We start from the raw sequence: 25,263 nt of genomic DNA, 5'->3' as shown, positions 1-25,263 counted from the left end.
TGATCTCCTGGGTTACCCGCTGACGACCGGGACGGGTACCGCGTCGATCAGCGCCTTGGTGTAATCGTGCGACGGTGCGGCGAAGATCTGCTCGGCCGGACCGGATTCCACGATCTTGCCGCGATACATGACCGCGATGTCGTGCGCGAGATTGCGCACCACCGACAGATCGTGGGAGACGAACAGGTACGACAGTCCGCGTTCGGATTGCAACTCGCGCAACAGGTTCAGCACACCGGCCTGGATGGAGACGTCGAGCGAGGACACCGGTTCATCGAGTACGAGCAGTTCAGGGTCGAGGGCAAGGGCGCGTGCGATGCTGATGCGCTGTTTCTGGCCGCCGGACAAGTCCGCGGGATAGCGTTCGGCGTACTCGGGACGCAGCCCGACCTGGCGCAGCAGCCGCGGCACCCGCTCGGCGATCTCGGCGCGCGAGCGCCCGTCGATGCGCAGCGGTTGGGCCAGCGCGTCGAATACCGGCAGGCGCGGGTCCAGCGATGCCGTCGGATCCTGGAAGACGATCTGCATCTTCCGGCGCACCTCGCGCTTGTCCGCCCTGGTCATGGTCGTGACGTCGCGGCCATTGAACTCGATGGCGCCCGCCTGCGGCCGCGCCAGATCCATGATCTGGGTCAGGGTGGTCGACTTGCCCGATCCTGATTCGCCGACCAGGGCCAGCGTGCGGCCCGAGCGCACCTCGAAACTGATGCCGTCCACCGCGCGGACCTCGCCCTTGCGACGGCGGAACACCACACCCGAGGTGATCGGGAAGCTCTTACGCAGATCCGAGACCTTCAGCACCACGTCGGCGTTGCCGTTGCCCTCGCCGCCGCCGTTGCCACCGCCGTCGGCAAGGGCGGCCGCGGGCGCGATTTCGCCGCGGTAGGCGGCGAACAGGTCGGCGCTGCCGACCTCTGCGGTGCGAATGCACGCGGCGCCGTGACCGGGAGCGATCATCTCCAGCGGCGGTTCCGCAGCCCGGCATTCGTCGATCGCGACCGGACAGCGCGGGGCGAAGGAGCAGCCCGGCGGCAGATCGTGCATGGCGGGCGGTGCGCCGACGATCGGGATGAGCGGTGCGCGGGCCGGGCCGTCCATGCGCGGGATCGAGCCGAGCAGACCCACCGTGTACGGCATCCGCGGCGATTCGAACAGTTCGGCCGCGGCGGCGGTTTCGACGATCCTGCCCGCGTACATGACCGCGATCCGGTCGGCCAGCGTCGCCGCGATCCCCATGTCGTGGGTGATCATGACCACGCCCGCGCCGGTGATGTCGCGCGCCTTGCGCAGCAGGTCGAGGATCTGCTTCTGCACCGTCACGTCGAGTGCGGTGGTCGGTTCGTCGCAGATGATGAGGGCCGGGTCGTTGGCGATCGCCATCGCGATCACCACCCGTTGGCGCATACCGCCGGAGAATTCGTGCGGGAACAACTCGGCGCGCACTTCGGCGTCCTCGATACCGACCAACCGCAGCAATTCGACCGCCTTGGCCGCGGCCGCTTTGCGGCCCATATTCCCGTGCGCGAGCAGCGCTTCGGCGATCTGGTCGCCCACCCGGTAGACCGGGGTCAGCGCCGAGAGCGGATCCTGGAAGACCATGCTGATCGCGCTGCCGCGCAACCGTGACATCTGCCGGTCGCCGAGGCCGAGCAATTCCCGCCCGCGCATGCGGATCGAACCGGCGACGCGCGCCTGCTCGGGCAGCAGTCCCATCACCGCGAGCGAGGACACCGATTTGCCCGAGCCGGATTCGCCGACGATCGCGAGGATCTCGCCGTCGGCCACGGTGTAGTTCACCCCGCGCACCGCGTCGATGCGGCCTTCTTCGCTGGGAAACGACACCCGCAGGTCGGAGACCTCGAGCAGCGGCGCGGTCGACTGTGCGCCGGTCATCGCGTCGCCTTCGCTTCCGTATTCGTGGTGACCGCCTTCTTCGTGTTGTTCGGGACCCACGCTTTCGCGCGCCGCGCGCGCGCCCGCTCGGCGCTCGGGTCGAAGGCGTCGCGCAGGCCGTCGCCGACCAGGTTCGCGCACACCACGGTGATGATGAGCGCCCCGCCGGAGAACATGAACAGCCACGGATAGGTCCACGCCGACCGGGTGCCCGCCGCGATGAGCGAGCCGAGCGAGACATCGGGCGGTTGCACGCCGAATCCGAGGTAGCTCAGCCCCGTTTCGGCCATGATCGCCGCACCGACGGCCAGGGTGGTGTCGATGATGAGGATCGAGGCGATGTTCGGCACGATATGGGTGAGGATCACCTTATGCGTCGGCGCGCCCATATAGCGTGCGGCGCGGACGAATTCGCGATCACGCAGGCTCATGGTCAGACCGCGCACGATGCGCGCGCTGATCATCCAGCCGAAGACGGCGAGCAGGATGATGAGCAGTCCGATCGAGCCGCTGCCCTTGGTGCGCGGCGCGAAGATGGCGATGATGATGAAACTCGGCACGACCAGCAGCAGGTCGACGAACCACATGATGGCCCGGTCGGCCCACCCGCCGAGCAGTCCGGCCACCGCGCCCGTCGTGGCCGCGATGGCGGTGGAGATCAGCGCCACGCACATGCCGATGACCAGCGACTTCTGGAGTCCGCGCAGGGTCTGCGCGAGAACGTCCTGGCCGATCTGGGTGGTGCCGAAGGGATGTTCCGCGCTCGGCGGTTTTATCAGCGCGGTGTTGTCGAGTTCCTGGTAGTCGTAGGGCAGCAGCGGCGGCAGCGCGTAGCAGGCGACGAACAGCAGGATCAGCACCGCCCCGCCCGCGACGGCGGGCTTGTTGCGCAGGAACCGGCGCAGCACCAGTTTCCCGCGGCCCACGCCCGCGACCTCGGGCGCGCCCTGGACGATGATCTCGGCTTCGGTCATCCCACACGCACCCTCGGGTCGAGAATCGCGTACACGATATCGGAGAGCAGACCCGACACAAGCACCACGAGTCCGGCGAAGGCCGTCACCGTCACCACCACGTACAGATCCTGCGCGTTGATCGAGTCGACCAGCCATTCGCCCACGCCGTGCCAGCCGAAGATCTTCTCGGTGAAGGTCGCGCCGGTGATGAGCCCGCCGAGACTGTAGGCGAACAGGGTGGCCATCGGAATGAGCGCGGTGCGCAGTCCGTGCTTGTAGAGCGCTCGGTTGCGGGTGAGTCCCTTGGCGCGTGCGGTGCGGATGAAATCGCTCTGGAGCACGTCGAGCATGGCGTTGCGCTGATAGCGGCTGTAACCGGCCATGCCGCCGAGGGCCAGTGCGGCGGTGGGCAGCACCAGATGTTGCAGGCGGTCGAGCAATTGCGGCCACAGTCCGTCGATCCGATTCGCCGAGGTTTCCCCGGTGTAGAGGAAGAACTGCGAGCCGGTGGACGAATTGACCTGTAGCGCACCGTATTTAAGCAGCGTCGCGAGCAGGAAGATCGGGGTGCTCAGGATCAGCAGCGACACGATCGAGGTGAAGTAGTCGCTGAATTTGTATTGTCTGATCGCGCCCGCCGCGCCGATCAGCACGCCGAGGACGGTGCCGATCACCGAACCAATGATCAGCAGCCGCAGACTCACCGCGACGCGACGCCCCAGTTCCTGACTCACCGGCTGACCGGCCAGCGTGGTGCCGAAATCGCCGTGCGGAATGCCCTTCAGCCAGCTCACGTAGCGCTCGGGGATCGGATCGTCGAGGTGTAACTGTTCGGCCTTGGCGTCGATGACCGACTGCGGTGGCCTCGGATTGCGCTGTTCGAGGCTGTCCAGTGGCCGAAACGTCAGCGATGCCAGGCTGAACGTCAGGAAGGAGGCCAGCAGCAACAGCACGACATAGTTGAGAGCGCGTCGTAGCAGGAAGCCGGTCATCAGTCCTCTGGTCCTACGGCTGGTCGGGCCAGCGTCGAATGGTAGGTCCCGATCATAGGGACGCGCACGGCGGTCGCGCATGCCACACGCGTGACGGCATGTCCGCCGCGCGAACCCGGACTGACCTATTCTTTGCCTACGACATGCGCCGCGTGCGGCGGCGCGGGAGGGGGAGACCATGTCCTATCCGCAGCAGTACCCGGGCGCCTACGACCCGTATCCGCCGGCCTACGGTCTGCCCCGAGCGGTGCCGAACGCGGGCACGGCGATCACCGCGGGCATCCTGGCGATTCTCGGATTCGTCGCGAACGTGCTCGGCGGCGGGTTCAGCATTTGGATGGGGCTGAGCGAATTCGGTTCGCGGTACTCCGATTACGACTCCACCGGATTGCTCGGCAACGATGACTACTACGACTTCTTGGTCGTGGTCGGAGTGGTGAGTCTGGTCATCGCGATCATGCTCGGCGTCGGCTCGCTGCTGCTGTTCAACCGCAAGTCGATGGGCCGGGCCCTGATCGCGGCCGGGTGCGTGCTCACCGTCATATCGCAGATCGCGAGCCTGATCTTCGTGGTGTCGGCCCCGGCGGGCGCGAGCACCCCGCTCAGCAGCGGTCTCGGCGGTGTCATCGGCATGGTGTTCCCGATCGCCACACTGGTCCTGGCGCTGGTACCCGCGACCGGACGCTGGCTGGCGCATCGCCCGCCGCCCGCGGGCGCTCCCGGCTACGGGCAGCCGGGTTATCCCCAGCCGGGTTATCCGCAAGCTGCCTATCCGCAGCCCGGCGATCTCCAGTCCGCCTATCCGCAGGCCGCCTATCCGCAGCCCGGCTATCCGCAGACCTCGCCCGCCTATTCCGCGCCGGACGTGTCCGGCGCGGGGGCCGAGTACACGCCCGCGCCCATACCGCAGCCGGGTGCGAACTCCGGCGATGTCACATGGCAGCGTCCGCCGAGCTGGTGAGGTCGCGCGCGCGTCGACGGCGATTTCCGGCAGGATGGAATAGGTGACACCCCTGCACCTGCCCAAACCGACAATGGTGGCCACCGATGTGGACGGCACCCTGATCGATCACGACGAGCGGGTGACCGCGCGCACCAAGGCCGCCGTCGACGCGCTGATCACCGACGGCGTGCCGTTCGTCCTGGCGACCGGTCGACCGCCACGTTGGATCGACCCGGTGGTCGACGGACTCGGCTACGCCCCGCTGTGCGTATGCGGCAACGGTGCGGTCATCTACGACAGCGCCACCGACAAGGTGCTGTCGAGCCGGACGCTCGACGTGCCAACCCTGTCCTGGCTCGCCGATATCGCCGAGCGCGTGCTGCCCGGTTGCGGACTCGCCGCCGAACGGGTCGGCGCCACGGCGCACGACGCGGTGACCCCGCAGTTCGTGAGTTCGCCGGAATACCAGCACGCCTGGCTCAATCCCGACGACACCGCCGTGGCCCGGCACGAGGTCATCGACTCGCCCGCGATCAAGATGCTGATCCGGCTGCCCGGCGCGCGCAGCGGCGATATGCGCGCCAAGCTGGCGCCGCTGGTGGACGGCCGCGCCGACATCACCTACTCCACCGACCTCGGGCTGATCGAACTGTCCGCGCCGGGAGTCACCAAGGCGTCCGGTCTTGCCGCCGTCGCCCTGCGGCTCGGCATCGAACATTCCTCGGTGCTCGCCTTCGGCGATATGCCCAACGACGTGCCGATGCTTACCATGGCCGGACACGGTGTCGCGATGGCCAACGCGCACGTCGAGGCCATTGCCGCCGCCGACGAGATCACCGGCGCGAACAGCGACGACGGCGTGGCCCAGATCCTCGAACGCTGGTGGTTGTGAGCCTCAGCCTGCGGGCGCCGGCACCGGTTCGATCGGATCGCGGCTCATCTCCTGCTGATAGGTCTCGTTGTAGGTGTTCCATACCGTGGTGACGATGCCGGTGAGCTGATCGAGAATCAGCGATCCGTTGCGGAAATCGGCGCGCAGACCGTCGGGAACCGGATAGGCGTCGGCCAGCGGCAGACCGAGGATGCCGCCGTCCGCGCCCAATTGCAGGAATCGGGTGAGGATGTCGCCCACCACCTCGATGACCTTTCCCTCGGGGGTGGCGTAGACGTAGCCGTTGGCGAACTTGGCGAATTGCGCACCGCCCGTCGCGGGCATCGGCTCCGATACCGCCGGGCCCAGCGGTCCGTCCGCCGCGCCCTTGTCCGACCAGTGCCGGGCGATGACGTTCTCGTCGACCAGATCGAGCAGCCGGGTGGTGAGCGCGGCGAGTGCGGCCAGATCGGCCTCGGTGCGCGCGGGTCCGGGGCGCGCCGCCCCCGTGCCGTTCGCCGCGATATCGCGAATGCGATCCATGAGCGCGTAGGCGGCGTCGCCCGGGCACGTGGTGCTGCCGACATCTCGGTGGGCGAAGACGATGGGCAGGTCGACGGCCTCGCCCTGGGCGTACGGGGTGAACTCGGTGCCCTCCGAATACATGGTGGTGTGCCCCTTGGGATCGAGTCCGGCGACGCGGGCGCGCCAGCCGATGAAGGAGCCCGCCGCCTCGACGGCCGCGTCGGTGGGCGCTTCGAATTCGTGGTTGCCCATGAACGCGATGCCAGAGGTGTTCTCGTTGAAGCCGCCGGCGTGCGCGCCCTGTACGGGTCGGTCCAGACCGCCCGCGCGGCCCTCGAAGATCTGGCCGTACTTGTCGACCAGCGCGTTGTAACCGATGTCGCACCAGCCCAGGGTGCGCGCGTGATAGGTGTAGATCGCCCGGACGATGCCCGCGGATTCGGCCTTGCTGTAGTCGTTGCGGCCCGCGGTGTGGTGCACGGTGACGCCGCCGAGCTGATCGTCGTAGGTGGGGTCCTCACAGCGCAGCGATTCGTCGGCGCCCCATTGCGCGCGGCTGACGACCTGCGGTCCGCCGTTGGGCAGCGCCGCGGCGACATTGTTCAACGCGCCGTCGATGGCGCCGCGGCCCGGGTCGATGAGTATCGCGGTCAGATCCGCGACGACCGGGTTGACGTCGTCGGGGCCCGGCGCGCCGCCGCGGGCGGGATGGACGGGGTCGGGACCCGGCACCGCGGCTGGGCCGCCCGGTGCGCGCGGGCCCTTGGGCGCGGAGGCGGCGTCCTTGCGGGTCACCAGGATCTGAACGGCATTGGTGTTGCCGACGTAGATCGGCTCGGTGCCCGCGGTACGGTCGGCGGCGCTGTGATCGCTGCGCCGGGTGTCGATGGGTTCTGTCTGGTACCAGGGCCCCCAGGCGCCGTCGGTTTTGCGGGCCCGCACCATCGCCGTGGTGTCGGCGAGGTTCTGCGCGGTGAGCGCGACCACGCTGAACGGCGTGTCCCGTGACACCTCTTTGACCTGGGCGCCGACCTGGCCGAGGAGTTCCGGCGGCACCGCGCCGGGCGTGAGCGCGGGCGTGTCGGGGTCGGCGCCCGGTTCGGGTTCGGCGGGATCGGCGATGAAGCGGAGGCCGCCCGCGGATCGCGGCACGGAGCCGGGCGTCGGTCCTTGGACGGGGGTGGTGCCGATCGGCGGCGATCCGGCAACCGTGGGGCTCGGGTCCGGTGCCGCGGGGTCCTGCGCGGCGGACGGCCGCGGCAGCGCGTCGGCGACGGGTGGGGGCAACGGCAGTGTCCGCAGATCGGATAGATGCAGGTCCGGCAGGTCCAGACCGCTGAGGTCACGGATCGGGAGGGTGATGTCTGGTGCCGAGCCGAGGCCGACCTCGGCCAGTTGCGCGGTAACCGCTGTGGGTTCGCTGTCGTTGGCCGATCGGTATTCCGTCGTGTCGCTCAACGTCAGCGTCGCGAGCGGGGCCGCTACCGCAAGTGAGGTGACAACCGGCAGTACATAGGAACGTTTCGGTTTGCGGTATGGCACGAGCTGCTCCAATCGGTTCGAACCAGTGATCATCCACACACTGCGAAGCTTGCTTCTCGATACATCACAGACCACACTAATTAACAATTGTCACATGTCTAAACCTTTAGTTGAGGCAGTTTGCCCAAATGTAGCTTTCGGATTGCGGCCGGATGGGGCGACATGCCGACCTGCGTCGAACCGATCCGATCGCGGAAACCGGTGCGGGTGAAGGCGAATGCGCCAACGCCCGCCGGAGACGATGAGCGTGGAGGGAGACCAAAGTGCGGCACAGAACGCAATCACGCAAACGGGTCGCGATGCCGCGAACGGTGTTCGCGCCCGCCCGCGCGGTCGCCGTCACCGCGGGTGCGGCGGCACTGCTCGCGACGATGTGGATGGAATGGGACACGCCCGGCGACACGCCGTATCTAGCCCTAGCCGGCCCCGGTCACGGCCGGGGCATGAGTCAACTCGGCGCTTTCGACAGCGCCCGCGACGGCTGGAACGCCGAACGCATTCTCGAGCACTACTACCCGGGCGCGACGTTCGGGACCGTGCCGCGGACCACGGTCGGCGTGCGGCTCACGGCCCAGGACGATTCCACCCTCGATGTCGGCGCCGACACCGGACTGCGGGTCGCGGGTCGACGGCTCGATCCTGGCCAGGTCGCGCATCTGCGCGCGCTGCCCGACGGCAAGGCCGATGTCGTGGTCACCGCCGGCTGCGACGGTGAGGTGCTCTGGCAGGGCGCCACCGCCGATCCGTGGGTCTATCCCATCGACCCGAATCCGGGTCGACCCGCCGCCGAACACCTCACCCTCTGCGGCGGGTCCGCCTACCGCGGGGCGCTCGGCCTCGCACTGGAGAACGGCGCGGCGCGCACCGTGAACCGGGTCGACGTCGAGGACTACCTGCGCGGTCTGGTGCCCGCCGAAGTCCAGGCGAACTGGGCCGACGAAGGCGCGCACGAGGCTCTGCGCGCCCAGGCCGTCGCCGCGCGCTCCTACGCGCTGGCCGAACACCGATACCCTTACGCCCAGACCTGCGACACCACCGACTGTCAGTTCTACCCCGGCACCGAACTCGAGGATCAGCGCACCGCCGACGCGGTCGCCGCGACCGCGGGCACGGTCCTGCTGCGCGACGGGCGGATTCTGCGCGCGGAGTACTCCGCGACCCCCGACGGCGGCGAACCCGCCGATATCGGAACCTTCGAGGTCGGCCCCGCCCCCGCCGAACTGGCGATCGGCAAGCCGCCCACCGATCCCCGCGTCGACGCCGCCGCCGAATCGGCCATCGCCGCCGAATACCGGCGCATCGGCGGCGCGCGCAGCGCGGTCGGCGCGCCGTTGGGCCCCGAACTGCGACTGCCACAGAACGCTGGCAGCTATCGGATGTTCACCAACGGTGTCATCATCGCGACCCCGACGCTCGGCGCCCAAGTGGTCGACTTCACCAGGCTCATGGAGTTGGCGCCGGATGTCGTTCGCCCGCAATCGGATTCGCGCGGAGTCGGCGGGCCGGGCGCTCGGCCGCCGATCGCTCGTCCGAACGGCGTAGGCGCCGCGCCCGAAGCGGTCGCACCCGAATCCGAAGCGCCCGCGCCGGAGTCGGCGACGCCGGGTGCGGCCGTGCCCGACGTGACCGCACCGGGGGCGAGCGTGTCCGAGGAACCGGTGCCCGGTGCGCCCGCGCCCACCGGGGCTCAGCCGGAGGGCGATGTGGGACAACCGGATTCGGAGCCCGCGCCCGACGGATCCGAAAACTTTTGACCGGTGTGCGCGTCGAGCCACGCGGTCGCCCGATAATTCGCCTTGACCTTGACGTTACGTCAACTCGCAGACTGGCCCCACCGGCGGTTCGAGTCGGTGCAGACCATGTCGGACGAGATGGAGAGAGGTGAATTACCCGTGGCCGCAGAGGTTTTCGACGGGTTCGACCACACCCGCCACAAGGGCGAGGTCATCGAGCGGTGGGGCCGGGAGGCATACGACAGCGGTGACCGCTGGTGGCGTTCGATGTCCGAGGCCGATAAGCAACGGTTCCAGCGGACCCAGCAGGACATCGCCGCCGATTTCGGTCGGGCGCACGCCGCCGGGCTCGCGCCGGACAGCGCCGAGGTCCAGGCGGTCGTCGCCCGCCACAAGGAGTGGGTCGGCATCGGATGGCAAGGCCGCGAGGTCGGCAGGGAGGCGTTCATCGGACTCGGTGAGATGTATGTCGCCGATCCGCGTTTCGGGGCCAACTACGACGTGCACGGCGCGGGCACGGCCGAGTTCGTCCGCGACGCCATGCGGATATACGCCGAAGCGAATCTGTAGCCGCATACTTAGGGGGCCGCCGCGCGGGTGCTCGGCGCACGAGGAGGGTACGAGCGTGCTGTACGAGAACCCCGCGGCGGGCACGCGGCCGGGTGGGGCGGTGGCGACCACCACGATCGTGCTCGCGCTCGCGGGCGTGGTCCTGAATCTGGTGGGCGCGGCGCGACTCGGGATCGACTTCTACTCCGACCCGGGTCACTTCGACAATTCGCTGGCGATACTGACGGTCCTGAGCAGTCTGCTGCTGGCCGGCGCGCTGATCTACGGCTGCGTGCTGATCTACCGCGGCGATACGGCGGGTCGCTATTTCGTGCTGGTCGGGGCGGGTACCTGGGCGACGATCGCCCTGATCGGGGTGCTGTCGGCGCTGTCGGATCACCACTCCGAATACGGCGTGCGGTGGTTCGCCGACGCGAGCCGTCCGATCGAGGCGCTGTTCGCGACCTGCGGACTCGCGGGCGCCATCACCGCCATGCTCGACGGTGACTGGGTGGTGAACGCGGCCGCCGCCGCGCTGCCCGTCGTCACGGCGCTCACCGCCGCCTCGCACGGCACGGAGTGATCCGCGGCTCGGTGCCGCGGTGCGCGCGTCAGCCGATCCTCGGTGATCGGCGGCGCGGGCAGCGGATGCGCAGACCGTCGGGCGGCGTCGCCGCTACTGTCGGATCAGACGGCGCACATGGACTGCATGACGCCCTTCACGATCGGCGCGCCGTAGGTCGTCGGCGCGAAGATCAGCGTCTGCGCGATCGAGATCGGGGTGGTGATCGTCGAGGTCACACCCGCGAATCCGGCGACCGTGGTGCTCGCGGTGATCAGCAGACTCGTCACGTCGAGGGTCAGCGTCGCCAGATCCATCGCGTTCTCCACGCGGACCTCGGCCAGCGGCACGGTGTCGAGCGCCCTGCCCTCGTAGATGTCGAAGCCGAGGTTGGTGAGGAAGGTCACCGGCCCGTAGTCCAGGGTGTCCACCAGGGTGCCGAGTTCCTCGGTGCGGCGCAGCAGCGCCACCTTCGCCACTCGGTTCTCGCGTAGGAACGCCTGCACCGACTCGGCGCTCGCGCGCACGGCCGCGCGATCAATCGGCAGGTCGGAGTTCTCGAGAAAGTCCCTGGTGCGCTCGACCAGTCGCTGTGTCGTCAGTCCGGCCAGCGGCGTGCAGACGCCGTCGGCGCGCACGAGCTGAGCGGCCAAGTCGCGGACCGCGGCAGGGACGGCCACGGGCTCGACCACGATGTCGTCGGGATCGAGCGGCTTGTAGGCGTTCGGCGCCGCGCACTGGGCGGCCAGCGTGTCCTGTACGAGCCGGGCCAGCGCCTTGACGCCGTTGAACAGACCGCCCACCACCGGCTTCAGCACGAATCCGGCGGTCGGTACCAGGGATGCGGCCAGCTGGGCGGGGATCTTCACGATGCGGGTGGCGAGGATGAACACCTCGATCACGTCGTTGACGGTCAGCCGGGAGACCGAGACGGTCTGGTCGAGGCGGCCGGCGCGCACCGCGTCGAGCGCGTTGACCAGGTAGGTCACGATGGGATCGTCGAGATGTGCGGCACGGTCGTTGATGGTGTCGGGATGGACGGGCAGGCCGTCGCGGTGCACGCGCAGGCTCGACAGCGCCAGCCGGAAGCTCTCGACCTCGCGGTCGTAGTCGGCGACGCGTTCGGTCGGAACCGCGCCTCGGATGGCGGTCGCGGCCGCGCCGACCACGGCGTCGAAGGTGGGCGCGCCGCCGGCGCATAGTCCGTCGGCTTCGGCGATCGGCGTCGCCGCCAGCGTCTCGTGGCCCTCGGCCTGCGCCGTGACGGGAACGAGCACGGTGCCGCCGAGTGCGCCGGATAGGACGAATGCGCCGATGACTGGGGCGAGGGCGCGGGATATCCGCATGACGGGCCTCCGTAGGTCGGTCGATCGTTGGTGCGACGACGGACCAACGCGGTACTCAACTGGACATGCGTTCAGTTAGGAGGTCATGCAACCGCGCCCCAATTTCCGGGGGGTGGGCCAATCGGCGAACACTGGGAGAACAAGGGGTGCCGCCCCGATCGGCGATATCGGTTCGGGGCGGAACTCCCCCGGGGCGTCGCGCGGACTTCCGATACGCTGGGCCACCGTGACCGCCGCATCGTCTCCGGGTACCTCCCTCAACTCCAACGCACCGTTCGATCTGATCGTCGTCGGCTCGGGCTTCTTCGGGCTCACCATCGCCGAACGCACCGCCGCCCTACTGGGTAAGCGGGTGCTGGTGCTGGACCGCCGCTATCACCTCGGCGGAAACGCCTATTCGGAGCCGGAGCCGCAGACCGGTATCGAGGTGCACAAATACGGCGCGCATCTGTTCCACACCTCGAACAAGCGAGTATGGGATTACGTCACGCAGTTCACCGAGTTCACCGGATATCAGCACCGCGTATTCGCCATGCACAAGGGGCAGGCATACCAGTTCCCGATGGGGCTCGGCCTGGTCTCGCAATTCTTCGGCCGCTACTTCACCCCCGAAGAGGCGCGCGCGCTGATCGCCGAGCAGTCCGCCGAAATCGAGACCAAGGACGCGCAGAACCTCGAGGAGAAGGCGATCTCGCTCATCGGCCGCCCGCTCTACGAGGCATTCGTGCGCGATTACACGGCCAAGCAGTGGCAGACCGATCCCAAGGAACTGCCCGCGGGCAACATCACTCGGCTCCCGGTCCGCTACACCTTCGACAACCGCTACTTCAACGACACCTACGAGGGCCTGCCCGCGCAGGGCTACACGAAGTGGCTGGAGAATATGGCCGCCTCCGACCTCATCGAGGTGCGGCTGAACACCGACTGGTTCGACGTGCGCGAGCGACTGCGCGCCGAGAACCCGGACGCGCCCGTGGTCTACACCGGCCCGCTGGACCGCTACTTCGACTACGCCGAAGGCGAACTCGGCTGGCGCACCATCGATTTCGAGACCGAAGTGCTGGAAATCGGTGATTTCCAGGGCACCTCGGTGATGAACTACAACGACGCGGACGTGCCCTACACCCGCATCATCGAGCCGCGCCACTTCCACCCCGAGCGCGACTACCCGCAGGACAAGACGGTCATCATGCGCGAGTTCTCACGCTTCGCCCAGACCGGCGACGAACCGTACTACCCCATCAACACACCCGAGGACCGCGCCAAGCTGCTCGCCTACCGCGAGCGCGCCAAGCGGGAAACCGCTTCGGCCAAGGTGCTTTTCGGTGGTCGTTTGGGCACCTACCAATACCTGGACATGCATATGGCGATCGGTTCGGCGCTGAGCATGTTCGACAATGTGCTGCGGCCACACCTCGAATCCGGCGCGACCCTCGTCGACGAGGAGGCGTAGCAGGATGGCCGCACCCTCTACCGTGGAAGAGACGACCGTGCAGACCCGCGCGACCTCGCTGCTCCAGCGCATCATCCTGCCCAGGCCGGGCGAACCGCTCGACGTGCGCACCCTCTACCTGGAGGAATCCTCGTCCAACGCGCGGCGCGCGCACGCGAGCACCCGCACCGAACTGTCCATCGGCGCCGAATCCGAGGTGTCGTTCTGCACCTACTTCAACGCGCTGCCCGCGAGCTATTGGCGTCGCTGGAGCATTCTGAACTCGGTGGTGCTGCGTCTGGAACTGGCCGGGCACGGCCGCGTCGACGTCTACCGTTCCAAGGCGGACGGATCGCGAATCCACGTGCGGGGCAGTGAGTTCGCCGTCGCGTCCGGCGCCGAATCGGTGACCGTCGAATTCGAGACCGACCTCGGCCCGTTCGAGGACGGCGGCTGGATCTGGTTCGACATCACCACCGACACCGCGGTCACCCTGCTGCACGGCGGCTGGTACGCGCCGGTGCCTGCCCCCGGCGCGGGCAGCGTCGCGGTCGGCATGCCCACCTTCAACCGTCCAACCGATCTGGTGAAGACGCTGGCCGCGCTCGGTTCGGACCCGCTGGTGCTGGAGAAGATCGCCGCGGTGATCGTCGCCGACCAGGGCACCCGCAAGGTCGTCGACGAACCGGGCTTCGCCGAGGCCGCCGCCGCCCTCGGTGACCGCCTCGTCATTCGCGACCAGCCCAATCTCGGCGGCTCCGGCGGCTACAGCCGGGTCATGTACGAGGCGCTGAAGCACACCGACGCCGAATACATCGTCTACATGGACGACGATATCGAGATCGAACCCGATTCGATCCTGCGCGCGCTTGCCTTCGCTCGTTTCGCCGAATCGCCGATGCTGGTCGGCGGACAGATGCTCAATCTCCAGGAGCGTTCGCATCTGCATTCGATGGGCGAGGTCGTCGACCGCGGCATCTTCATGTGGACCTCCGCGCCGAACGTCGAATACGACCACGACTTCTCGAAATACCCGCTCAAGGATCGCGACAATTCCAAACTGCTGCACCGGCGCATCGACGTCGATTTCAACGGCTGGTGGACCTGTGTGATCCCGCGCGGTGTCGCCGAGGAGATCGGCCAGCCGCTGCCGCTGTTCCTGAAATGGGACGACGTCGAATACGGTCTGCGCGCCCGCGAACACGGCTATCCGACGGTGACGTTGCCCGGCGCCGCGGTCTGGCACATGGCATGGAGCGACAAGGACGACGCGATCGACTGGCAGGCGTATTTCCACCTGCGCAACCGCCTGGTCGTGTCAACCCTGCATCTGCCGGGCAACGGCCGCCCGATGGTGGTCAACACGGTCAAGGCCACTCTCAAACATCTGCTGTGCCTGGAGTACTCGACGGTCGCGATCCAGAATCTGGCGATCAAGGACTTCCTGGCCGGCCCCGATCGGCTGTTCCAGTTGCTGCCGAGCGCGCTCGGCGCGGTGCACGAGATGCGCAGGCGGTTCCCGGACGCGGTCATCCTCCCGTCCTCGACCGAATTGCCGCTGGCCAGCCACCTCGACGTCGGCGCGGTCGGTGAACCGTCGAATCCGCTCGCCAAGATCGCCAGGCTCGCCAAGGGCGTGCTGCACAATCTGAAACCGGCCCGGACACAGCACCATCGGACCCCGCAGCTCAATGTGCCGACGCTGGACGCGCGCTGGTACCTGCTCTCGCAGGTCGACGGTGTCACCGTCACCACGGCGGACGGGCGCGGCGTCGTCTACCGTAAACGCGATCCGCGTCAGGCGCTCGAGCTGTTCAAGGAGGCCATGCGGTTGCGCAAGGAACTCGCCGCGCGCTACCCGGAGATGCGGCAGCGCTACCGCGCCGCGCATCCGCAGCTCACCAGCACGGTCGCCTGGGAGAAGGCATTCGGTATCGACGGGAGCGAGCAGGAGTGAGTGTGGAATCCGACGCCGTCGGCGAGGGCCCGGCGGTGTCCGTGAGCGCGCCGAGCGCCAACGGTCACGGTCGCCCGGTCTCCGCGGTCGCCGAACCGGGCGGTGCGAAGTCGCCGGAAGTGGCGATCATCAACGCGGTGCAGGCCACGATCGGCGGCAATCCCGATATCGTGCGCGCCGCCCGCGGCATGTCGCACTTCGGTGAGCACGCGCTTGGCTGGATCGGCATCGCCGCGGCGGGCTGGTTGCTCGACAAGCCGCGCCGCACGCGGTGGGCCGGGGTCGCGGTCGGCGCCGTCGGCGCGCACGCGGCCTCGATCGTCATCAAACGCGTGGTGCGGCGGCCGCGCCCCAACGATCCGTCGGTGCGGATCAACGTGGGCACGCCGAGCAGATTGAGCTTTCCGTCCTCGCACGCCACCTCGACCACCGCGGCTGCGGTGTTGCTCGGAAGACTCACCGGGCTACCCTTGCCTGCGGTGCTCGTACCGCCGATGTTGCTCTCCCGGGTCGTGCTGGGAGTGCACTACCCCTCCGACGTCCTCGCAGGTTCCGCGCTCGGTGCCGCGTCGGCCGGTGTCGTGCTGGCCGCGGAGAAGCGACTGGAGCGACGCGGCCGGAGGAGGTAGCTTGCGCAGCCACGCAGGGCACCCGGACCGTCGAACATTGGATACACAGTGACCGCACAAGAAAAGGCCTTGGTTGACATGAGTGAAGATCCGACCGGCGCGGACCTGGCCGAGGCCGCCGTCAAGGGTCCGCCGAAGTCGCTGGCCGGCGGGCTGATCAAGGCCGTCCGGCCACGGCAGTGGGTCAAGAACGTCCTGGTGCTGGCGGCGCCGCTGGCGGCGGGCCCGGATGTGGTGAGCGATGTGTCGGTGCTCTGGCACGTCGCCATCGCCTTCGTCGTGTTCTGTATGGCCGCCTCGGGCATCTACCTGGTCAACGACTCGTTGGACGTCGAGGCCGACCGGGCGCACCCGACCAAGCGCTTCCGTCCGATCGCCGCGGGCGTCGTACCGGTGAATCTGGCCTACGTGCTCGCGGTGGTGCTGCTGGTCGCCGCGCTCGGCTGCTCGTTCCTCGCGTCCTGGCAGTTGGCCGTGGTCATGGCGGTCTACATCGGCATCCAGCTGGCCTACTGCTTGGGCCTCAAGCACCAGGCCGTGCTCGACATCTGCATCGTGTCCTCCGGCTTCCTGCTGCGCGCGGTCGCCGGTGGCGCCGCCGCGGATATCACCCTGTCGCAGTGGTTCCTGCTGATCATGGCCTTCGGCTCGCTGTTCATGGCCGCGGGCAAGCGCTACGCCGAACTCCAGATCGCGCTGGGCACCGGCGCCAAGATCCGCAAGTCGCTCGAGTACTACACGCCCACCTACCTGCGCTTCGTCTGGATGCTCGCCGCCACCGCGGTCGTGGTGTTCTACGGGCTGTGGGCCTTCGAGCAGGGCGAGGCCAACGACACCAGCTGGTATGCCATCTCGATGATTCCGTTTACCATCGCAATCCTGCGTTACGCGGTCGACGTCGATGGCGGCGAGGCCGGTGAACCCGAAGAGATCGCGCTGGGGGACCGCGTCCTCCAGTTCCTCGCAATCGCCTGGATCGGAGCGGTAGGTGTCGCTGTCTATCTCACCTGACGAAATGCTGGTAGAGGGAGTGGAGCGAACTGAAGACGACGCCGAACTACCCGCTCGGGAACGGGCGGGTTCGGTGACGCCGTTCGCACGCGCCTCTCGAGCCATCTTCGTCGGTGGGACAGTCCTCACCGTCGCGCTGTTCGCGATCGGCGGCTGGCAACGGCGTTGGATCGCCGATGACGGCCTGATCGTGCTGCGCACCGTCCGTAACCTGATGGCGGGCAACGGACCCGTCTTCAACGCGGGGGAGCGGGTCGAGACCAACACCAGCACCGCGTGGACCTATATCGTCTGGTTCTTCAGCTGGCTGACCGAATTGCGGCTGGAATACGTGGTTCTGGCCGTCGCGATGACGCTGTCGCTGGCCGCCGTCGTCTTCGCCATGCTCGGCTCGGCCCGGCTCTGGGGCGGTACGAGTTCCGCGCTGCTGCTGCCCGCTGGTGCGCTGGTCTACATCGCCCTCCCGCCCGCCCGCGACTACGTCACCTCGGGTCTCGAGAGCGGACTCGTCATTTGCTGGCTCGGTCTGCTGTGGTGGCAGCTGATGCGCTGGGCGCAGGCCGAACGGGTCCGCGTCACCGGGCTTTTCGGCCTGGTCTTCCTCGCGGGTCTGGCCCCGCTGATCCGGCCGGAGATGACGCTGGTCGGTGTGCTCGCGCTGGCACTGATCTTCCTGGCCCCCATGCCGCGATTCCGCTTCGGCCCGACCGTCCTTCGCATGGTGATCGTCGCGGTGGCGGGTGTGGTGCCGATGGGCTACCAGATCTGGCGGATGGGCTATTACGGTCTGCCCTACCCGAATACGGCCGTCGCCAAGGATGCGGGCGGGGCAAAGTGGGCGCAGGGCCTCACCTATCTCTGGGATCTGGTCGGTCCCTATTACCTGCTGGTGCCGCTGCTGATACTGCTGATCGCCGCGGTGGCGGTCGGCCGCGCCACAGGCGTTTTCACCCGCGCGGTCGTCGCCGAACCCGGCGGTGCGCGCGAGCGTATCGAGCGGCTGCGCTCGCGATTGCGCGCACCGGGCGCGGTCGTGACCCTGGTGCTGCTCGCCGCTGTCGTGCTGACCGTCTACGCGCTGCGCGTCGGCGGCGACTTCATGCACGGCCGCATGCTGCTGCCGCAGTTGTTCCTGTTCCTGCTCCCGGTGTCGGTGATTCCGCTGCGCCTGCCCGAAACGGGTGCCCGCCGCGTCGACCCGGTGTTCGCCATCGTGCTGCTGGCCTGGCTGGGCACCGTCGCGTGGGCGGTATTCGCGGCCGACACCACCGCGATCAAGACCGGAACCAAGATCAGCGCCTCCGGCATCGTCGACGAGCGCGTCTACTACGTGCTCAACACCGGCCACGACCACCCGATCCGAGCCGAGGACTACCTCGACTACCCGCGGATCAGGGCGATGGTCAACGACATCACCGCCACCCCCGACGGCGGGGTGCTGCTGAATTCGCCATCGTTCATGTTCTGGTACGTCGCGCCGCCGCCGCAGCCGATCCCGGTGGGCGGGGCCGGGCATACGGTCTACTTCCTGAACCTGGGCATGACGAGCATGAACGTCCCCTTGGACGTGCGCGTCATCGACCAGATGGGATTGGCCTATCCGCTTGCCGCGCACACCGAACGGCTCACCGACGGTCGTATCGGCCACGACAAGAACCTGTATCCGGACTGGGTGATCGTCGAGGCGGGCATGGTCGACCGCAAGCCGTGGATGCCGTGGTTCCTGGACGAGGATTGGGTCGCCCAGGCCAGGACAGCGCTGACCTGCCCGGACACCCAGGCGCTGATGATCTCCTACCGCGACCCGCTGACATTCGAGCGCTGGCGGCACAACTTCCGCAACGCGCTGCGGTTCGCCGAGTACCGTATCGACCGGGTGCCGAAGTACGAGATCGAACGCTGCAACCTGGTGGATCCGGTGCCCCAGCCGCCGCGCTGACGCACTGTTGGCACCTCCGTCGCATTGGATATGCTCACAAAAGTGGCGCACGCCGCTTTATCTCGGTTTGATAACGCACCTGCATCGATGGCAGGTTAGTCTCGGTCGGGGTCAACCCACCGGGATGTCTACATGCATGGCGGATCCGGTGGGTCACCGTCGAGCGCGGCCGAAATCCGGTCGATTGAAGGAGCGAACTAGATGCGAGGCGTTATCGGGCGTAGGGCGCAGGATGGTCGTCCGAGAACTCGAAGAGTCGGTGGCTGGCTCAAACGGACGATGTTGATATCGATGGCAGTGGTGCTACCGCTCGGTGCGTCGGTGGCAGGCGGGAGCGGCGCGGCGTCCGCGGCGTTCAACCCGGATGCCTTCGATTTCTGGGTGGATTCCAGCATGGGGCCGATCAAGTCGCGGATCTTCCGCGCGGCGGACGGCAACACCGGTCGGGTGGTGTACGCGCTCGACGGCATGCGCGCCCGCGGCGATCTGAACGGCTGGGAGAACGATACCGAGGTCGCGCGTGAGCTGACCAAATGGAATATCAACGTCGTCATGCCGGTCGGCGGCCCGTCCAGCTTCTACGCGGACTGGAACGCGCCGAGCAACTTCTTCGGCATCCCCACCGGTTCGGGTCCGTCGGGCTCCTCGTCGGGCTCGGCGCTGACAGGTTCCTCCGGTTGGCAGGAGACCCTCGGCAAGACCAATACCTACAAGTGGGAGACCTTCCTCACCCAGAGCCTGCGCAACGCGCTGCGTGACCGGCTCGGCTTCAACCCGAATCGCAACGGCGTGTTCGGCCTGTCGATGGGCGGCAGCGCCGCGCTGACCCTGGCCGCCTACCACCCCGATCAGTTCAGCTACGCGGGCTCCTACTCCGGCTACCTGAACGTCTCCGCCCCCGGTATGCGCGAGGCGCTGCGTCTGGCGATGATCAGCGCGGGCGGGTACAACATCGACGCGATGGCCCCGCCGTGGGGTCCGCAGTGGCTGCGGATGGACCCGTTCGTATTCGCCCCGATGCTCAAGGCCAACAACACCCGCCTGTGGGTGGCCGCGGGCAGCGGTATCCCCGGCCCCGGTGACGCCACCGATCCGCTCGGCATCGTGCAGGGCACCCCGCTCGAGGTGCTCGCCATGGTGAACACCCGTGCCTTCCAGGTGCGGATGGCCTCGCTCGGCGCCAACAACGTCACCTACAGCTTCCCGAACATCGGTATCCACAATTGGCGCAACTGGGAGTCCGAGGTCTACCGGATGATTCCCGACCTCTCGGCCAATATCGGTTAGTCGCTCCGAATCGGAACCGCCCGGCGTTTGCTCGTCGGGCGGTTTCGTCGTTTCACCGGCCGGATCGTGATCGTCTCGGCAACGATTACGCCGCGATAAACCTCCGGTGCTTGTGGCATGTATCACTTTCCAGCAACATGTAGGCATTCGTTGCCGATTGATGCAAGGAAAGTATGCGAAGAGGTCGAGTCGTCCGATTTGCCGGGACGGCCGACGCTCACGCCCGATGAGGGGCCGTGGCAGTAGCTTTGCGGTTGCTATCGGCCGTCCGGAGAAAGGTCGAGTCGAATGCGAATTACCCGCTGGAAGCGTTGGCCCGGTAGCGTGACGGTCGGCAGGTCCGCGTCCGAGGGGTCGTGGACGAAGCGGTTCGCCTCCGCGGCGGCGCTCGCCTTGCTGGCGCCGCTGGCAGTCATGACGGCGGGTCACGGGGCGAGCGTGTCGGCCGCGGTCAACCCGGCCGCTTTCGACTTCTGGGTCGACTCGAGCATGGGGCCCATCAAGAACAGGGTGCTGCGCGCCGCGGACGGCAATACCAATCGCGTCGTCTACGTCCTCGACGGTATGCGCGCCCCGGAAAATCTCAACGGTTGGGAGATCGAGACCAACGTCCCCGAGGTGCTGGCCGGTTGGAATATCAACGTGGTCATGCCGGTCGGCGGCATGTCCAGCTTCTACGCCGACTGGAACGCGCCGAGTGAATTCTTCGGCATCCCGGCGGGCAGCGGATCGAGTACCGGCTCGGGCGGGCTCAACGGCCTGGCCGCCGGGCCCGGCAAGAGCTACCGGTATCAGTGGGAGAGCTTCCTGGTCAACGATCTGCGCTGGGCGCTGCGGGATCGGTTGGGATTCAATCCGAATCGTAATGGCGTATTCGGTCTGTCGATGGGCGGCAGCGCGGCATTGACCTTGGCGGCCTATCACCCCGACCAGTTCAGTTTCGCCGGAGCCTATTCCGGTTATCTGAACATATCCGCGCCCGGTATGCGCGAGGCCATCCGGCTCGCGATGCTCGACGCGGGTGGATACAACGTCGACGCGATGGCCCCGCCGTGGGGTCCGCAGTGGCTGCGGATGGACCCGTTCGTGTTCGCGCCCAACCTGGTACGCAACGGCACCCGCCTGTGGATCGCCGCCGCGAGCGGCCTGCCGACCGCCAACGACGCGCCGAGTTTCAGCACGCTCAACGGCATGGGTCTCGAAGCGCTCGCACTGGCCAATACCAAGGCATTCCAGGTCAGGATGGCGACACTCGGTGGCGGCAACGCCGTCTACGACTTCCCCGCCTTCGGCATACACGCCTGGAGCAATTGGCAGGACGTGGCGTACCGGATGATTCCCGACCTGTCCGCCAATATCGGCTGAAGTCACACACGGTTCGCGATTTCGGCGGCCGTCCCGCACGTGCCGGACGGCCGCCGACCCCCGTGTGCGCCGGACCGCGATGAGGTAACGAATTCGGACTCCCGACACGACATAACGGGATGAAAGAGGTAGGGTCTCCGCACCATCACAGATTGTGCGCGGGCGGATTTCGGACACCGGGAAGGTCTCGGCCTTGCTAAGGCTTCCGGGTGTCGAATATCCTCCTGCGAGCGTAAGTGTGACCAGATCGTTGTAGCGCTGCCCTATCGGCCGGCAAGTCGGGGTTCGGCCTGATTGTGGCGTGCGTCTCGTTGGCAACACGGGTGTTGCCCCGCTCATACGGGCGCGGGCGAGACCACAACAGCAGAAAGAGAGCAGCATTCATGCGTTTCGGCAGGGCCGCCGCGCCGAAGAGAGTCAAGTCGGGCCGGCGAGGCGAACCTCGCGGTTGGCGTAATCGAATTCTGGCTGTCGGTGCCGCTGCGCTGGCGCTACCGATCGCCGGTGCGGTTGCGTCCCCGACCGCAGCCGTAGCCGCTCCCGCCCCGGCGCTGCGCGCGCCCGCGGGCGGTTACGAAGAGCTCATGGTCCCCTCGGCCATGGGCCCCGTCAAGGTTCAGGTCCAGTGGGCCTCGCGCGGCGGCAACGCCGCGCTCTACCTGCTCGATGGTCTGCGCGCCCGCGACGACCGCAACGCGTGGTCGTTCGAGACCAACGCGATGCAGCAGTTCGCCAACGACAACATCACCCTGGTGATGCCGGTCGGCGGTCAGTCCAGCTTCTACACCGACTGGGTCTCGCCGAGTAACACCAACGGGCAGAAGACCACCTACAAGTGGGAGACCTTCCTCACCAAGGAACTGCCGGACTTCCTCGCGGGCTACGGCGTCTCCAAGACCAACAACGCGGTCGCCGGTCTGTCCATGGGTGGCAGCGCCGCCCTCGCGCTGGCCGCCTACCACCGCGACCAGTTCAAGCACGCCTCCTCCTTCTCCGGCTACCTGAACATCTCGGCGCCCGGTATGCGCGAGGCGATCCGCGTGGCGATGCTGGACGCGGGCCGCTTCAACGTCGACTCGATGGCCGCGCCGTGGAGCCCGCAGTGGCTGCGTATGGACCCGTTCGTCTTCGCGCCGCAGCTGCGCGGTCTGCCCATGTACATCTCGGCGGCCAGCGGTCTGCCGGGTCAGTACGACAGCCCGAATTCGGCGGTCGGCGTGTACAACACCGGCAACGCGATGGCGCTCGAGGCTCTGTCGCTGGTCAACACCCGTGCCTTCCAGGTTCGTCTGAACTCGCTCGGTATCCCGGCGTTCTTCGATTTCCCGGCCGTGGGTACGCACTCGTGGAAGTACTGGGAGGGCGAGCTGTTCAACGCGCGCAAGGGAATCCTGGACGCCACCGGCGCTTGGTGATCGCGCGACGTCGCCGAAACGGCGTCACCCCCTCGAAGCGAGGGCGGTGGCGCCGTTTTTCGTTGTCGGGCTCGAAAGTCGCGGCGGCCGCGCCCACTTCGCGCATGCGAGATAGCTCGAAGACTGCCATAGGGCGATCCGACGTGCGGAGACACCCGACCAACCGAGCATAACCGCATGTGGGAGTGCTGAATAACGGATGAATTCTGATTAGCTCATAGTCCGCGCGTCCTCCCCGGAACAGCCCGGCCGCCGGGGTACAAAGCATCCGTGGCAGGGAAGACGAACGGCAGATGGGGGAGATGCGGTCGGCGCGTTGGACGCTCCGCCCGCACTCGACTCACGCTGTTCGCCACCGCCCTGGCGCTCTTACTCGCCGCGGGCGGCGCCGCGCCCGCCGTCGCCCAGCCGACCGCCACCCCCGCGGAGGCCACGGTGCAGAAGGTGGTGTGGTTCGGCGACCGCCGCGTGGCCCTGTGGGTGTACTCACCCTCGATGGCGACCCCCGTGCAGATCCAGCTGTTGCTCGCCCGCGACTGGAATGCCCGCCCCGACGCCCGTTTTCCGGTGCTGTTCATGCTCGACGGCTTGCGCGCCACCGATGACGAGAGCGGCTGGACCAAGGACGCGGGAGCACAGGACTTCTACGCCGACAAGAACGTCACGGTGGTACTGCCCATCGGGGGTCAGTCGAGTTTCTATTCCGATTGGCTCCAGCCCGACAACGGCAGAACCTATATGTGGGAAACGTTCTTGACCAAGGAGTTGCCCCCGCTGCTGGAGAGTCAGTGGCGCGCCACGGAGACCCGCGGCATAGCGGGTCTGTCGATGGGCGGCACCGCGGCGATGTTCTTGGCGGGTCGCAATCCCGGCTTCGCGCGCTACGCCGCCTCGTATTCGGGATTTCTCACAACGACCACCCTCGGGATGCCGCAGGCGATCGAATTCGCCATGCGCGACGCGGGCGGTTTCGATTCCGCCGCCATGTGGGGTCCGCCCATGAACGAGCAGTGGCGCGACCATGATCCGTACGCGCTGGCCGAGAAGCTGAAGGGCGTGAGCCTCTACATCTCCAGCGGCAGCGGCACCACCGGCCCATACGACCAGACCGCGGGCATACCCGGCATCAGCACCAACTACGCGGGCATGGGCCTGGAAATCCTGTCCCGGCTCACCTCGCAGAACTTCGTGACCAAGCTGGCCGATCTCGCCATTCCCGCCCAGGTCAACTACCGCCCCTCCGGCACCCATTCGTGGCCGTACTGGGATTTCGAAATGCGCCAGTCCTGGCCCCAAGCGGCGGCAGCGCTCGGCGTCGACCCCGGCAAGCCGCCCTGCGACTCCGCGGGCGCGATCGCCCCCGTAGCCGCCGCCAACGATTGGCTGGGCGATTGCCTGACCGCCGAATACCAGGTACCCGGCGGAGTAGCCCAGGATTTCCGCCACGGCCGGGTCTTCTATTCACAGGCGTCGGGCGCGTATCCCGTAGGAGGCATGATCGGCGGCGGCTATCAGGCCGCCCAGGGCCCCGCGGGTGTGTTGGGCCTGCCCGTCGGCTTCGAGGCGCCGTCCCCCGATGGCCGAGGCCGTTTCCAGCCGTACCAGGACGGCGCGCTCTACTGGACCCCGCAAACAGGTGCGCAGGTAGTGCGCGGCGCGATCGGCGAGGAGTGGGGACGGCAGGGTTTCGAACGCGGCCCCGCGGGCTATCCCACGGCCCCCGAGACCAAGACCCCGACCAAGGACGGAATGGTCCAGGCATTCGAGGGGGGCCCGTTCTACTACGCCCCCCGCACCGGCGCCCACCATGTGCGAGGACTGGTGCTGAACAAGTACGCCGAACTCGGCTACGAGAACAGTTGGCTCGGATTCCCGACCGCGGAAGAGGCCCCCGTCAAAGATCTGGGCAGGTACACCACCTTCGAAGGCGGCAGCATCTATTGGAGCCCCCTGTCCGGCGCCTGGTCAGTGCGTCAAGGTCCGGTACTGGAGGCATGGAAGAACGCCGGTTACGAGACCGGAAAATTGGGATACCCCATCAGCGATGAGTTCCCCATCCCAGGCGGCGTCCAGCAGAACTTCCAAGCAGGTTTCATCACGGTCCGAGACAACACCCCCGAGATCCACAGCCTCCCCTGACAAACCCATCTCGAGCTACTCAAGACCCAAAGTGCCGGAACCGCGAACCCGCCACCCCGAAGGTGCGGCCGTGAACCCAGTGACAGGACGCGAGACCCAAAGGGCCGCGAACCCGCCGCGACGAAGTCGCGGCCAAAGATACAGCCCCAGTTCGCGGCCGTCTCGCGCCCGAGTGGC

At 67.6% G+C, this 25,263-nt stretch carries 19 protein-coding genes; 14 read left to right on the top strand and 5 right to left on the bottom strand.

The genetic code is table 11. The features are described from left to right. Positions 1-12 precede the first annotated feature (12 nt). Genes APZ21_RS02535 through APZ21_RS02525 form a run of 3 tightly spaced genes read right to left on the bottom strand, consistent with a single transcriptional unit; the run spans position 13 to position 3,841 of the window. Positions 13-1,893 (bottom strand): dipeptide ABC transporter ATP-binding protein, encoded by a 1,881-nt coding sequence (locus tag APZ21_RS02535; protein WP_054811569.1) that lies wholly within the window; start codon positions 1,891-1,893, stop codon positions 13-15. Next, positions 1,890-2,867: an ABC transporter permease gene (locus tag APZ21_RS02530; protein ID WP_054811568.1), complete on the bottom strand. Its 978-nt coding sequence runs from the start codon at positions 2,865-2,867 to the stop codon at positions 1,890-1,892. The genes APZ21_RS02535 and APZ21_RS02530 overlap by 4 nt, the downstream gene beginning before the upstream one ends. Continuing rightward, positions 2,864-3,841, bottom strand: a complete 978-nt coding sequence (locus tag APZ21_RS02525; RefSeq protein WP_054811567.1) for an ABC transporter permease — start codon at positions 3,839-3,841, stop codon at positions 2,864-2,866. The genes APZ21_RS02530 and APZ21_RS02525 overlap by 4 nt, the downstream gene beginning before the upstream one ends. 178 nt (positions 3,842-4,019) lie before the next feature. Between APZ21_RS02525 and APZ21_RS02520 the strand changes: the two genes are divergently transcribed. Next, a complete protein-coding gene (locus APZ21_RS02520; protein WP_054811566.1) occupies positions 4,020-4,802 on the top strand; it encodes a hypothetical protein in 783 nt (260 codons plus the stop codon). A gap of 73 nt (positions 4,803-4,875) precedes the next feature. Then, complete coding sequence (locus tag APZ21_RS02515; RefSeq protein ID WP_054811565.1) at positions 4,876-5,676, top strand: Cof-type HAD-IIB family hydrolase; 801 nt, start codon at positions 4,876-4,878, stop codon at positions 5,674-5,676. Positions 5,677-5,679: 3 nt separating this feature from the next. Here APZ21_RS02515 and APZ21_RS02510 read toward each other — a convergent pair whose 3' ends face one another. Then, positions 5,680-7,755 carry an N-acetylmuramoyl-L-alanine amidase gene (locus APZ21_RS02510; protein WP_054811564.1) on the bottom strand — a complete coding sequence of 692 codons (2,076 nt, stop codon included), beginning with the start codon at positions 7,753-7,755 and terminating at the stop codon, positions 5,680-5,682. A 230-nt stretch (positions 7,756-7,985) separates the two neighbouring features. On the opposite strand from APZ21_RS02510, the gene APZ21_RS02505 reads away from it, so the two are divergent. The 3 genes from APZ21_RS02505 (at position 7,986) to APZ21_RS02495 (ending at position 10,587) form a co-directional block, all read left to right on the top strand. After that, complete coding sequence (locus APZ21_RS02505; protein ID WP_239476460.1) at positions 7,986-9,476, top strand: SpoIID/LytB domain-containing protein; 1,491 nt, start codon at positions 7,986-7,988, stop codon at positions 9,474-9,476. Positions 9,477-9,614: 138 nt separating this feature from the next. Beyond that, positions 9,615-10,025, top strand: coding sequence for a TipAS antibiotic-recognition domain-containing protein (locus APZ21_RS02500; RefSeq protein ID WP_307588456.1), 411 nt, complete (start codon positions 9,615-9,617; stop codon positions 10,023-10,025). Between the two features lie 55 nt (positions 10,026-10,080). Further along, a complete protein-coding gene (locus APZ21_RS02495; RefSeq protein WP_054811563.1) occupies positions 10,081-10,587 on the top strand; it encodes a hypothetical protein in 507 nt (168 codons plus the stop codon). A gap of 104 nt (positions 10,588-10,691) precedes the next feature. On the opposite strand, the gene APZ21_RS02490 is transcribed toward APZ21_RS02495, so the two are convergent. Further along, positions 10,692-11,912 carry a hypothetical protein gene (locus tag APZ21_RS02490; RefSeq protein ID WP_054811562.1) on the bottom strand — a complete coding sequence of 407 codons (1,221 nt, stop codon included), beginning with the start codon at positions 11,910-11,912 and terminating at the stop codon, positions 10,692-10,694. Positions 11,913-12,138: 226 nt separating this feature from the next. Here APZ21_RS02490 and glf point away from each other — a divergent pair, with 226 nt between their 5' ends. From glf to APZ21_RS02445, 9 genes are all read left to right on the top strand, one after another. Next, positions 12,139-13,365 carry a UDP-galactopyranose mutase gene (gene glf, locus APZ21_RS02485; protein ID WP_054811561.1) on the top strand — a complete coding sequence of 409 codons (1,227 nt, stop codon included), beginning with the start codon at positions 12,139-12,141 and terminating at the stop codon, positions 13,363-13,365. A 4-nt stretch (positions 13,366-13,369) separates the two neighbouring features. Beyond that, positions 13,370-15,301, top strand: coding sequence for a glycosyltransferase (locus tag APZ21_RS02480; RefSeq protein WP_054811560.1), 1,932 nt, complete (start codon positions 13,370-13,372; stop codon positions 15,299-15,301). A gap of 119 nt (positions 15,302-15,420) precedes the next feature. Continuing rightward, positions 15,421-15,930 carry a phosphatase PAP2 family protein gene (locus APZ21_RS02475; RefSeq protein WP_054811578.1) on the top strand — a complete coding sequence of 170 codons (510 nt, stop codon included), beginning with the start codon at positions 15,421-15,423 and terminating at the stop codon, positions 15,928-15,930. Between the two features lie 78 nt (positions 15,931-16,008). After that, positions 16,009-16,941, top strand: coding sequence for a decaprenyl-phosphate phosphoribosyltransferase (locus APZ21_RS02470; protein WP_054811559.1), 933 nt, complete (start codon positions 16,009-16,011; stop codon positions 16,939-16,941). A gap of 4 nt (positions 16,942-16,945) precedes the next feature. Further along, entirely contained in the window at positions 16,946-18,880 is a 1,935-nt protein-coding gene (locus APZ21_RS02465) for an arabinofuranosyltransferase AftB family protein (protein ID WP_239476459.1), read from the top strand. 201 nt (positions 18,881-19,081) lie between these two features. Continuing rightward, on the top strand, positions 19,082-20,167 hold the full coding sequence (locus APZ21_RS02460) for an alpha/beta hydrolase (protein WP_169812094.1): 1,086 nt from the start codon (positions 19,082-19,084) through the stop codon (positions 20,165-20,167). A gap of 288 nt (positions 20,168-20,455) precedes the next feature. Beyond that, positions 20,456-21,532 (top strand): alpha/beta hydrolase, encoded by a 1,077-nt coding sequence (locus APZ21_RS02455; protein ID WP_082392766.1) that lies wholly within the window; start codon positions 20,456-20,458, stop codon positions 21,530-21,532. A gap of 383 nt (positions 21,533-21,915) precedes the next feature. Further along, positions 21,916-22,947 carry an alpha/beta hydrolase gene (locus tag APZ21_RS02450; protein WP_082392765.1) on the top strand — a complete coding sequence of 344 codons (1,032 nt, stop codon included), beginning with the start codon at positions 21,916-21,918 and terminating at the stop codon, positions 22,945-22,947. A 270-nt stretch (positions 22,948-23,217) separates the two neighbouring features. Continuing rightward, positions 23,218-25,086 carry an alpha/beta hydrolase-fold protein gene (locus APZ21_RS02445; protein WP_054811556.1) on the top strand — a complete coding sequence of 623 codons (1,869 nt, stop codon included), beginning with the start codon at positions 23,218-23,220 and terminating at the stop codon, positions 25,084-25,086. Positions 25,087-25,263: the final 177 nt, after the last annotated feature.

It is taken from the genome of Nocardia arizonensis (assembly GCF_001310275.1).
Taxonomy (GTDB): Bacteria; Actinomycetota; Actinomycetes; order Mycobacteriales; family Mycobacteriaceae; genus Nocardia; species Nocardia arizonensis.
The sequence above is the reverse complement of the archived record's forward strand: the minus strand, read 5'-3'. Positions and strand labels throughout refer to the sequence as shown.

Excerpts from the sequence above, each read along its gene's own strand:
- APZ21_RS02535 (WP_054811569.1), bottom strand. The coding sequence starts at position 1,893 with ATGACCGGCGCACAGTCGACCGCGCCGCTGCTCGAGGTCTCCGACCTG.
- APZ21_RS02530 (WP_054811568.1), bottom strand. The coding sequence starts at position 2,867 with ATGACCGAAGCCGAGATCATCGTCCAGGGCGCGCCCGAGGTCGCGGGC.
- APZ21_RS02525 (WP_054811567.1), bottom strand. The coding sequence starts at position 3,841 with ATGACCGGCTTCCTGCTACGACGCGCTCTCAACTATGTCGTGCTGTTG.
- APZ21_RS02520 (WP_054811566.1), top strand. The coding sequence starts at position 4,020 with ATGTCCTATCCGCAGCAGTACCCGGGCGCCTACGACCCGTATCCGCCG.
- APZ21_RS02515 (WP_054811565.1), top strand. The coding sequence starts at position 4,876 with ATGGTGGCCACCGATGTGGACGGCACCCTGATCGATCACGACGAGCGG.
- APZ21_RS02510 (WP_054811564.1), bottom strand. The coding sequence starts at position 7,755 with ATGATCACTGGTTCGAACCGATTGGAGCAGCTCGTGCCATACCGCAAA.
- APZ21_RS02490 (WP_054811562.1), bottom strand. The coding sequence starts at position 11,912 with ATGCGGATATCCCGCGCCCTCGCCCCAGTCATCGGCGCATTCGTCCTA.
- APZ21_RS02480 (WP_054811560.1), top strand. The coding sequence starts at position 13,370 with ATGGCCGCACCCTCTACCGTGGAAGAGACGACCGTGCAGACCCGCGCG.
- APZ21_RS02470 (WP_054811559.1), top strand. The coding sequence starts at position 16,009 with ATGAGTGAAGATCCGACCGGCGCGGACCTGGCCGAGGCCGCCGTCAAG.
- APZ21_RS02465 (WP_239476459.1), top strand. The coding sequence starts at position 16,946 with ATGCTGGTAGAGGGAGTGGAGCGAACTGAAGACGACGCCGAACTACCC.
- APZ21_RS02460 (WP_169812094.1), top strand. The coding sequence starts at position 19,082 with ATGCGAGGCGTTATCGGGCGTAGGGCGCAGGATGGTCGTCCGAGAACT.
- APZ21_RS02455 (WP_082392766.1), top strand. The coding sequence starts at position 20,456 with ATGCGAATTACCCGCTGGAAGCGTTGGCCCGGTAGCGTGACGGTCGGC.
- APZ21_RS02450 (WP_082392765.1), top strand. The coding sequence starts at position 21,916 with ATGCGTTTCGGCAGGGCCGCCGCGCCGAAGAGAGTCAAGTCGGGCCGG.